General features: G+C 41.6%; 11 protein-coding genes and 1 pseudogene. All 12 read left to right on the top strand.

The features are described from left to right. A pseudogene (locus HP456_RS03430) lies at nt 1-261 on the top strand (insulinase family protein); the annotation flags it as partial. Nucleotides 262-322: 61 nt separating this feature from the next. Next, on the top strand, nt 323-1039 hold the full coding sequence (gene ymfI, locus HP456_RS03425; protein WP_172248608.1) for an elongation factor P 5-aminopentanone reductase: 717 nt from the start codon (nt 323-325) through the stop codon (nt 1037-1039). An 82-nt stretch (nt 1040-1121) separates the two neighbouring features. After that, nucleotides 1122-1379: a DUF3243 domain-containing protein gene (locus tag HP456_RS03420; RefSeq protein WP_172248607.1), complete on the top strand. Its 258-nt coding sequence runs from the start codon at nt 1122-1124 to the stop codon at nt 1377-1379. Nucleotides 1380-1647: 268 nt separating this feature from the next. Beyond that, nucleotides 1648-2439 carry a YmfK family protein gene (locus HP456_RS03415; protein WP_172248606.1) on the top strand — a complete coding sequence of 264 codons (792 nt, stop codon included), beginning with the start codon at nt 1648-1650 and terminating at the stop codon, nt 2437-2439. A gap of 19 nt (nt 2440-2458) precedes the next feature. After that, entirely contained in the window at nt 2459-3355 is an 897-nt protein-coding gene (locus tag HP456_RS03410) for a helix-turn-helix domain-containing protein (protein WP_172248605.1), read from the top strand. 69 nt (nt 3356-3424) lie between these two features. Beyond that, nucleotides 3425-4003 (top strand): CDP-diacylglycerol--glycerol-3-phosphate 3-phosphatidyltransferase, encoded by a 579-nt coding sequence (gene pgsA / locus HP456_RS03405; RefSeq protein ID WP_172248604.1) that lies wholly within the window; start codon nt 3425-3427, stop codon nt 4001-4003. 117 nt (nt 4004-4120) lie between these two features. Next, on the top strand, nt 4121-5356 hold the full coding sequence (locus HP456_RS03400; protein ID WP_172248603.1) for a competence/damage-inducible protein A: 1236 nt from the start codon (nt 4121-4123) through the stop codon (nt 5354-5356). 229 nt (nt 5357-5585) lie between these two features. Next, nucleotides 5586-6623: a recombinase RecA gene (recA, locus tag HP456_RS03395; RefSeq protein ID WP_172248602.1), complete on the top strand. Its 1038-nt coding sequence runs from the start codon at nt 5586-5588 to the stop codon at nt 6621-6623. 340 nt (nt 6624-6963) lie between these two features. Next, nucleotides 6964-8523: a ribonuclease Y gene (gene rny / locus HP456_RS03390; protein ID WP_172248601.1), complete on the top strand. Its 1560-nt coding sequence runs from the start codon at nt 6964-6966 to the stop codon at nt 8521-8523. A gap of 152 nt (nt 8524-8675) precedes the next feature. Then, entirely contained in the window at nt 8676-9479 is an 804-nt protein-coding gene (locus HP456_RS03385; RefSeq protein WP_172248600.1) for a TIGR00282 family metallophosphoesterase, read from the top strand. 138 nt (nt 9480-9617) lie between these two features. Beyond that, on the top strand, nt 9618-9878 hold the full coding sequence (spoVS, locus tag HP456_RS03380) for a stage V sporulation protein SpoVS (RefSeq protein WP_034760060.1): 261 nt from the start codon (nt 9618-9620) through the stop codon (nt 9876-9878). A gap of 170 nt (nt 9879-10048) precedes the next feature. Next, nucleotides 10049-10972, top strand: a complete 924-nt coding sequence (locus tag HP456_RS03375) for a dipeptidase (protein ID WP_172248610.1) — start codon at nt 10049-10051, stop codon at nt 10970-10972. The last annotated feature ends 9 nt before the right edge of the window (nt 10973-10981 follow it).

Below are 10981 nucleotides of genomic sequence, written 5' to 3'. Positions count from 1 at the left end.
TTGAAAGCGAAGGCGGAATCACTTTTCACTGAAGAAGGGCTTGAAAGAACGAAAAAGAAAAAAATAGGTGCATTCCTTCGTGCGGTCAATTCCCCTGAATTCATCGCCAACCAGTTCACGCGTTATGCTTTCAATGAGATGGATTTATTTGATGTGGTACCTACCCTGGAATCCCTGACTTACGACGATATTCAGAAAGTGGCTGAATCAATCATTAGTGAAGATCGTTTCACGGTTTGTCAGGTTGTTCCAAAATCATAATTTTTTGTAGAACTGCCCTTTCTCTTAGGGTGGTTCTTATCTTTGTATAGGGGAGAAATGTATGAAATTTGCCTTGATTACAGGTGCTTCCGGCGGGATTGGAAGGAGCACCGCTTTGACACTGGCGAAAAAAGGATGGAATCTTTATCTGCATTATCATTCCGATAAGAGCAGTATAGACGGTTTAATGATGGAACTGAAGAAGTTCGGAGTGGAGGCAATCCCTATTCAAGCGGATTTAACCCGTCCCGAGCAGGTGAGAAAGGTTGTGGATTCGATTTTCCAGCTCGACGGAATTGTCTACTCCAGCGGAATCTCAGGGTGGGGGCTTTTTCAAGATCAAACAGAACAGGAAATGGATAAAATGATTAACATTCATGTTAAAAGTCCGATGCTATTGATTCAAGCTCTGCTTCCAAAGCTGATGAACCGGTGCGGGTCGATTGTAGTTGTCAGCTCCATTTGGGGACAAATAGGCGGAGCATGTGAAGTGGTTTATTCTACAGTGAAAGGAGCACAACTTTCCTTTGTGAAATCCCTGGCTAAAGAAACTGCTTTAAATGGGGTTAGAATAAATGCTGTGGCACCGGGGGCAGTAGCGACAAATATGATGAATTTATTTTCAAACGAAGAAATCCGGCAAGTAAGTGAAGAAATCCCGATGGGCAGACTGGCTTTAAGTGAAGAGGTTGCTTCTTCCATTCATTTCCTGTTATCGGAAGACGCCTCCTATATTACCGGGCAGACATTAGCTGTTAACGGAGGCTGGCATACGTAATTAAAATTATCTTCTACGCGCATATTTTTCCCTCCATGATACAAACTAACATTGTATTTCAATTAAGAGGAGGTTCATAACGATGTCTGTATTAGATAATTGGTCAGATTGGAAAAACTTTTTAGGGGATCGCCTTAATCAAGCTCAGCATACTGGAATGGAAAACGAAACAGTTTCTGATTTAGCTTATCAAATTGGTGATTATTTAGCTAGCCAGGTTGAGCCGAAGAACGATCAGGAAAAAGTTTTGGCCGATTTATGGTCTGTAGCTTCTCCTGAAGAACAGCATGCGATTGCAAACATAATGGTAAAGCTAGTTAACAATAACGGCACTCGTTAAGGAGAGGGAATTTTCCTCTCCTTTTCTTTTGTCTTGATTTTAGGTGCTGGTTGTTTCAACTTCCCTAAATAACCGAATTTATCTATTAAATAATCCCAAAGAACTGATTATGTATAGAATATGCAGAAATTGTATTAATTCTATTAGGTTTTCCTTTTCTATTAGATGAAAATCATTTATTATAAAAGCTAGATGTTTCAAGTGTATTATCGAAAAATACCCTATGTTGTCGGATTTTGTTGTCACATAGAATTTCAGGAGGTAGCCAATGGAACGAAAAGAATGGTATTTAGAATATGAAATTCAAAAAAATCGTCCTGGCCTCTTAGGTGATATTTCCTCATTATTAGGGATGCTTTCAATAAATATAGTGACGATCAATGGTGTTGATGAAGGAAGAAGAGGGATGCTTCTTCTAGCCGATAATGAAGAACAGATTACCCGTCTCGAGTCCATCCTTCAGACAATGGATACGATTAATGTAACGAAATTGAGGGAACCTAAATTAAGGGACCGACTTGCTGTCAGACATGGCCGTTATATTCAGAGGGATGCCGACGATAAAAAAACATTCCGGTTTGTTCGTGATGAACTGGGATTGCTTGTTGACTTCATGGCCGAGCTTTTTAAGCAGGAAGGCCATAAGCTTGTGGGAATAAGGGGGATGCCCCGTGTAGGGAAAACAGAGTCCGTTGTGGCTTCAAGTGTGTGTGCGAATAAAAAGTGGTTATTCGTTTCTTCTACTTTGTTAAAACAGACGATCAGGAGCAAGCTGATTGAAGACGAATATTCTTCAGATAATCTTTTCATTATTGATGGAATCGTTTCGACCAGGCGTGCAAGTGAAAAGCATTGGCAGCTGGTAAGGGAGATCATGAGACTGCCGGCCGTGAAAGTCATTGAACATCCTGATGTGTTTGTTCAGAATTCAGAGTATACATTGGATGACTTTGATTACATTATTGAGCTCCGAAACAACCCGGATGAAGAAATTACATATGAATTGGTTGAACAAAATAATCTTTTTCAAAATTCCGATTTTGGAGGTTTTGATTTTTAATATTGGAAGGTGTTAAATAGTGACGGAATTAGGAAAACGTCTGAAAGAAGCTCGTGAAGCCAAAGGTTACAGTCTCGATGACTTACAAAGAATAACGAAGATACAAAAGCGTTATCTCATCGGTATTGAAGAAGGAAATTATGACATGATGCCAGGGAAGTTCTACGTAAGGGCATTTATCAAACAATATTGTGAAGCCGTTGGATTGCAGCCTGAAGCGGTTTTCGAGGAATACAAAGAAGAGATTCCGACTACCTATGAGGATGAGATACCTGTATCCCTATCCCGTGTCCAAACAAGGAAAGGAGTACCTGCAAGTTCGTCAAAAGTCTTTGATGTCATACCCAGGATTTTAATCGCTTTATTTGTTATTGGCGCATTAATTGCACTGTGGGTATTCGTACAACATAAAGTGTCGGATGATGCCGGTAATGCCGATAATAGCAATAAAGAACCTGTAGCTGTTGATCAGCAGGATCTTCCTGATGAAGAAGAACCTGTCAAAGATAATGACAAACAGCAAAAAGATGATTCTGCCACTGAAAAATCTGAAGAAGAAAAGAAAGATAAAGAAGAAAATTCAGGACAATCGTTGAAGGCAGTTGAAACAGAAGGTACAAGAACGACTTATGAGCTTAAGAACACAGATCAGTTCAAACTTGAATTGGCAGCTAAAGGGGACGCCTGGGTAGCAGTGTACAATTCGAAAGATGAGGTATTGTTTGAAGGGATGTTATATGATGGAGATAAAAAGGAATTCGACCTTTCATCAGATCAACAAGCCTTCCTCATAATCGGTAACGCAGCTAACACAGCTATCAATGTAAATGGCAAACTGCTGGAATATAAGATTCCCGTGGAGACTGTCAGACAGGATGTTATTATCCAATACAAACCTGCAGAATCCCAACAATAAAGATGGAGTTGGCGAGCTCCATTTAACACCAAGTAAACAATTTGTTTTCTAAGTATTGGAGGTAGTAAGGTGAATTTACCTAATAAGATTACAATTTCTCGGATCTTTATGATTCCTTTGTTTTTAATTATCATGCTCGCACCATTGAACTGGGGTGAGATGGTCTTCCTGGGTGCTGAAATGCCCGTGAAGCATTTTGTCGGTGCGTTGATATTTATCATCGCTTCAACAACTGATTGGATAGACGGATATTACGCAAGGAAGTATAATATGGTTACCAATTTAGGTAAGTTTCTGGATCCGCTTGCAGATAAACTCCTCGTGTCTGCCGCATTGATCGTGCTTGTAGAATTTGGACTCGCTCCTTCCTGGATTGTTATCATCATCATAAGCCGTGAATTTGCTGTGACCGGCCTCCGACTTGTGCTTGCAGGTGAAGGTGAAGTCGTCGCAGCAGGTCAGCTTGGAAAAATTAAGACATGGGCGCAGATCATTGCTATTTCTGCCCTATTGCTTCATAATGCCATCTTTGAACTTTTCAATTTCCCATTTGCGACCATCGCTCTATGGGTTGCGATGCTCTTTACAATATGGTCCGGATGGGATTACTTCAAGCATAACAAGACAGCATTTGTAAATTCGAAGTAACAACCCAAAGCCGGAAAGCTGGACGTTTGGTCCATATCGTTTTATTCTAAAAGAGATGATTCTGCTTTGAATCATCTCTTTCTTTATATTGCAGTATCTACTGAAGGGGGAAACCAAATGAATGCCGAAATCATTGCAGTAGGGTCAGAATTATTATTAGGTCAGATAGCCAATACAAATGCTCAATACATTTCAGAACAGCTTGCTGAAGCAGGTGTGAATGTATATTATCATACAACTGTAGGAGATAATCCGGTCCGTTTGAGCCAGGCAATTGAAATTGCCCGGAAAAGAGCAGATCTGCTCATCTTTACCGGGGGACTGGGACCTACTAAAGATGACTTGACAAAAGAAACAATTGCAAAGGCATTGGGGACAGGGTTATCGATGGATGAAGATGCATTGGAATCGATCAAAGCATACTTCAGAAAAACGAATCGTATCATGACACCGAATAATGAAAAGCAGGCCCTCATTTTAGAAGGCTCGGATGCGTTAAAGAATGAGTACGGCATGGCGCCGGGCATGTTTATTAAAAAAGAAGGAATAACCTATATGCTGCTGCCCGGACCACCATCGGAAATGCGGCCGATGTTCAGTAAATATGGACTTCCGGCGATTATACATACCTTAAAACGGAAAGAAATCATATATTCACGGGTTCTGCGCTTCTTTGGTATCGGGGAAGCCCAGTTGGAAACAAATCTGGAAGAATTAATTGACACCCAGACAAATCCCACAATCGCTCCGCTCGCAGGGGATGGTGAGGTCACTTTGCGGCTGACTGCCAAACATGAGTCCAAGGAAATTGCAGGTTCTCTTCTCGATGCTGTGGAAGAGAAAATCTTTGATATTGCGGGGGAATACTTCTATGGGTATGACCATGATTCCCTTGTGGAAGTGGGAATGAACGTTTTGAAAGAAAAAGGATTGTCACTTTCTTGCGCTGAAAGTCTGACAGGAGGACTTTTCCAATCGGAGGCAACCTCCATAGCAGGTGCTTCGACAGTATTGAAGGGTGGAGTGGTCTGCTATCAGGATGAAGTGAAGAAAAGAATGCTCTCCGTTAAAGAAACCACTCTTGAACAGTACTCTGCTGTTAGTGAACAATGTGCAATAGAACTGGCAGAAAATGTGCGTGACCTTTTTTCATCCGATATCGGCATCAGTTTTACTGGAGTAGCCGGACCAGCCGATCATTACGGGAAGAAGGCAGGGACAGTTTGGATTGGACTTGCTGTAAAAGACCGTCCTGCCAAAGCCTTTCAATTAAACCTGGCTGGTGGAAGAAACGCCAATAGGAAAAGGACAACAAAATATGGCTGGCACTATTTATTAAAGGAATTAACATGAGTTTACATCAAAAACGGTCTCTCCAGAGTAAGCGGGGGACTGTTTTTGATTTGAGTAATTCATAACTTCCCGTTGTTTTATAAGAGAATGGAAGATTTCCAAAAAACCGAATGGATGTTCGATTTTTTTCTTGTTTTCTTATATAACATGGTTTATAGTATAGATAGGTTGGATTTGAGACAAGCTTATAAGTTGTCTTTTAAGTTCTATATTCAAAGGAGGAAGATTAGTGAGCGATCGTAAAGCAGCCTTAGATATGGCGTTGAAACAAATAGAGAAACAGTTTGGAAAAGGCTCTATCATGAAGCTGGGGGAACAAACTGATAGAAAAATAGTGACTTGTCCAAGTGGATCCCTTGCATTGGACGCGGCTCTTGGAGTCGGCGGATATCCTCGCGGAAGAATCATTGAGGTGTATGGACCAGAATCCTCAGGTAAGACAACCGTAGCACTTCACGCTATCGCAGAGGTGCAGGCCCAGGGCGGACAGGCAGCATTCATTGATGCCGAGCACGCACTTGATCCTGAATACGCACAAAAACTTGGTGTAAACATTGATGAATTATTGCTTTCTCAGCCTGATACAGGTGAGCAGGCACTTGAAATCGCTGAAGCGCTGGTACGAAGCGGTGCAGTTGATGCCATCGTCATCGACTCCGTTGCGGCACTTGTTCCGAAAGCCGAAATCGAAGGGGAGATGGGAGATTCACACGTGGGTCTTCAAGCCCGTTTGATGTCACAGGCTCTTCGTAAATTATCCGGTGCAATCAACAAATCAAAAACCATCGCGATTTTCATCAACCAAATTCGTGAGAAGGTCGGAGTCATGTTTGGAAATCCCGAGACGACTCCTGGTGGACGCGCGTTAAAATTCTATTCTTCTGTACGTTTAGAAGTGCGCCGTGCTGAAACCCTTAAGCAAGGCAATGAAATGGTTGGTAACAAAACGAAAATCAAAGTTGTTAAGAATAAGGTCGCTCCTCCATTTCGGGTGGCGGAAGTGGATATTATGTACGGGGAAGGAATCTCCAAAGAAGGTGAGATTGTCGACCTCGGGTCTGAACTTGATATCGTTCAGAAGAGCGGTGCATGGTACTCTTACAACGAAGAGCGTCTCGGACAGGGTCGTGAGAACGCGAAAATCTTCTTGAAGGAAAATCCGGAAATCAGAACTGAAATCATGTTGAAAATCCGTGAGCATTACGGATTGGATACAGGTGCAGCGGAGACAGAAGATCAAAGTGAACTTAATCTATTAGAAGATTAAGCTGATAATGGAGAAGCAGACATTTTTCATGTTTGCTTCTCCATTTTTCTTAAACGATTCTCTATCAATTCATAAATTTACCGTAATTATGTTATGTTAACTATCGTACCGAGGCGTATCGATTTTTGTCGAATAGCAAGAAATCCTTGAGAAATAAAGCGATACACAGGACAACCCCTTGACAATAAATTTTCTGAGACTTAAAATTAACATGTATATTTTACAAATTTTTCGAATGAATATTTGAAAGCCTAGCGCTGTATATTGAGTTCAAATGAGCAATGTACAAGCCGACATGTAAAAGACATGATGACAGTTCATAGCAAGAGGAGGTGAAAGAATGCAACCTATTACAATCATCTCCATTTTGCTTGGCCTTATCGTCGGTGTAGTTGTTGGATACTTTATTCGTAAGTCCATTGCTGAAGCAAAGATTGCCGGTGCAAGAGGTTCAGCAGAGCAGATTTTAGAAGATGCTAAGCGCGAGGCAGATGCTCTGAAGAAAGAAGCACTACTGGAAGCAAAGGACGAAAATCATAGACTTCGCACTGAAATGGAAAATGAACTCCGTGAACGAAGAAATGAATTGCAAAAACAAGAAAATCGTTTAATGCAAAAAGAGGAAAACCTCGACCGTAAAGATGATACGCTTGATAAGCGTGAAGCTTTACTTGAAAGAAAAGAGGCAGCTCTTAACGAAAGACAACAACATATTGAAGAGATGGAAAGCAAAGTGGACGAGATGGTACGAGCACAGCAAACCGAGCTAGAACGTATCTCGAGCCTGACTCGTGATGAAGCTAAAGGAATCATACTCGATCGGGTTGAAAATGAGCTCTCCCATGATATCGCCATCATGGTAAGAGAACATGAGACACGGGCGAAAGAAGATGCTGATAAGAAAGCGAAAGAAGTCCTTTCACTTGCTATACAGCGTTGTGCTGCTGAACACGTGGCAGAAACAACTGTTAGTGTTGTGAACTTACCGAATGATGAGATGAAAGGTCGAATCATCGGGCGCGAAGGACGTAACATTCGTACGCTGGAAACATTAACAGGAATTGATCTCATAATAGATGATACTCCTGAAGCAGTCATTCTTTCTGGTTTCGATCCTATTCGAAGAGAAACGGCTCGAATTGCACTGGAGAAATTAGTTCAGGATGGTCGAATCCACCCTGCACGCATTGAAGAAATGGTAGATAAATCACGCCGTGAAGTGGACGAATATATTCGGGAAATCGGAGAGCAGACGACTTTTGAAGTCGGAGTTCATGGTCTTCACCCTGATTTAATCAAAATTCTCGGACGTTTGAAGTATCGTACAAGTTACGGTCAAAACGTATTGAAGCACTCAATGGAAGTGGCGTATCTTTCAGGACTTCTCGCAGCTGAGCTTGGGGAAGACGAAAGACTGGCTAAGCGGGCAGGTTTGCTTCATGACATCGGTAAAGCAATCGACCATGAAGTAGAAGGAAGCCACGTTGAAATTGGTGTTGAACTTGCTACCAAGTATAAAGAGCATCCTGTTGTCATCAACAGTATCGCTTCTCACCACGGTGATACGGAACCGACTTCAATCATTGCGGTTCTGGTAGCAGCTGCAGATGCACTATCAGCAGCCCGTCCGGGTGCAAGAAGTGAGACGCTTGAGAATTACATCCGTCGTCTCGAGAAGCTTGAAGAGATTTCTGAGTCCTATGAAGGGGTTGAGAAGTCCTTCGCGATTCAGGCAGGACGTGAAGTTCGCATCATGGTTAGACCTGAAGCCATCGACGATCTGGAATCCCACCGTTTGGCAAGGGATATCCGAAAGCGCATTGAAGATGAGCTTGATTACCCTGGTCATATTAAAGTAACGGTTATCCGTGAAACAAGAGCCGTAGAATATGCGAAATAAAGAGGTTGACTCTCGAAGGAATGATTTCTTTCGGAGTCAGCTTTTTTATTTGAGCTTCTTTCCCTTGCCATTATGCATAGAGCAAAGGATAAATGTGATACAATAAGCTACATAATTAGAAGCAATTACTACATATAGAGAAGGGATTTTTCATGAGAATATTATTTGTTGGAGACGTAGTAGGGTCGATGGGCCGTGAAATGATTACAGAATATTTACCAAAGCTAAAAAAGAAGCATCATCCTGACTTTACCATCGTGAATGGAGAGAACGCTGCTTCAGGCAGGGGAATAACGGAGAAAATTTATAAAAAAATTCTTCAGGACGGCGCAGATATGGTGACACTGGGAAATCATTCTTGGGACAATAGGGAAATTTTTGATTTTATTGATTCTGCAAAGAAAATGGTACGTCCTGCTAATTTTCCAGAAGGCACACCAGGTACAGGACTGGCCTTCGGAGAAATTCATGGAAAGACGGTGGCAGTGATCAATGTTCAGGGAAGAACCTTCATGCCTCCACTTGATGACCCCTTTCAGATTGTCGATATGCTGGTGGATGAAGCCAAAAAGAAAACGTCCATTATTTTCGTGGATTTCCACGCAGAAGCGACGAGTGAAAAGCAGGCAATGGGATGGTTTCTGGATGGCAGAGTTTCAGCTGTCGTTGGGACTCATACCCATGTACAGACAGCAGACAATCGAGTCCTCCCAAACGGGACTGCTTTTATGTGCGATGTAGGGATGACAGGTCCTTATGATGAAGTGTTGGGCATGAGTAAAGCCTCTGTACTTAAGAGATTTCAAACGAGTCTTCCGGTGCGGTTTGAAGTTCCTAAAGACGGTCGGAAGATTCTAAGTGCATGTCTGATAGATATAGATCATAAAACGGGGAAGGCAAAGAAGATTGAGCGCATCCTCATAAATGATGATCATCCATTCATGGCAGAATATTAATGTGATTTCCATCCTTTTTCAGTCATACCGGAATGAATTGTCCATTCGTTGAATATAGTAGCAGTGGAATCATTTATACCAAGTTTGTTCTTTACCAAGGACATGCGGTATGGGGGAAATGACAAGGAGGAAAAGGTGATGGAAATATTAAAAGTTTCAGCAAAATCTAATCCTAATTCTGTAGCTGGTGCACTCGCCGGTGTTCTTCGTGAGAGGGGAGGAGCTGAGATTCAGGCAATTGGCGCAGGAGCGTTGAACCAGGCAGTGAAAGCAGTTGCGATTGCAAGAGGCTTTGTTGCTCCCAGTGGTCTAGATTTGATTTGTATCCCTGCATTTACAGATATTCTGATAGACGGGGAAGAACGTACAGCCATAAAGTTAATAGTAGAACCCAGATAAAGTAAAGCAAAGCTGCCATGGACAAAATTTTTGCGGAAAATGATCATTAGAAGACCTTGATCCCGGCAGTTTATGACAGAAGGCTGTCCATTAAAGATTTTTTCTTTAGTGGACAGCCTTTTTGTTTTTCTATTATAGTACATATATGAATATAGGGGGGAATGGATAAAATGATCTTCGACGCTCATTGTGATGTATTAATGAAACTTTATCTGGAATCCGATACATTATCGTTTCAATCAAAAGAGGATATGCATATTACATACCCTCAATTGTGTGAAGGCGGATCCAAAGTACAATTATTCGCAATATATATTCCTTCACATCTTAAGCCGGGACAGCGGTTTCAAGCAGCATTAAATATGGTGAATCTTTTTCATAACCGAATCATCGAACCTCATCCTGATGTGAAATTTATTACATCCAATGAAGATATTGAAAATCTTTCACACAATGAAATAGGAGCTATTCTGACACTTGAAGGGGCAGAAGCAATCGAAGAGGATATCGGGAAGCTGGAAACACTGTACCGACTTGGGGTACGTTCTGTCGGGCTGACATGGAATTGGGCAAATGCCGCAGCGGATGGTGCACTTGAACCGCGCGGAGGGGGACTCACTAACTTCGGCTGCGATATGGTAAAATTCCTCAATGAAAAAAAGTTGTGGACAGATGTATCTCATCTTTGTGAAAATGCATTCTGGGATGTGATCGAAGAAGCACATTATCCTATTGCTTCCCACTCCAATGCCTATTCAATTTGCCCGAACCCGAGAAATTTAAAAAATGATCAAATAGAGTCTCTCATTAAAAAAGATAGTGTTATAGGCATTACATTTGTCCCTCCATTCTTAAATAAAAAAGGAAGCGCAGAATTAACGGATATTGTGAGGCATATTGAGCATATCTGCAGTCTCGGAGGAGAGGATCATGTAGGTTTCGGGTCTGATTTCGACGGAATCAATGAGACGGTTAAAGGACTTTCCAGTTATCATCAATATGAAAATCTGATTGTGACCCTTCAACGTTATTACAATGATCGGCAAATCAGGAAATTTCTCTATGGGAATTTTCATAAACGAATCCGATTTTAAATGACAGAT

This window comes from Bacillus haikouensis, assembly GCF_013179555.1.
Taxonomy (GTDB): Bacteria; Bacillota; Bacilli; order Bacillales; family Bacillaceae_B; genus Rossellomorea; species Rossellomorea haikouensis_A.
This window is presented reverse-complemented; position numbering and strand designations above follow the sequence as displayed.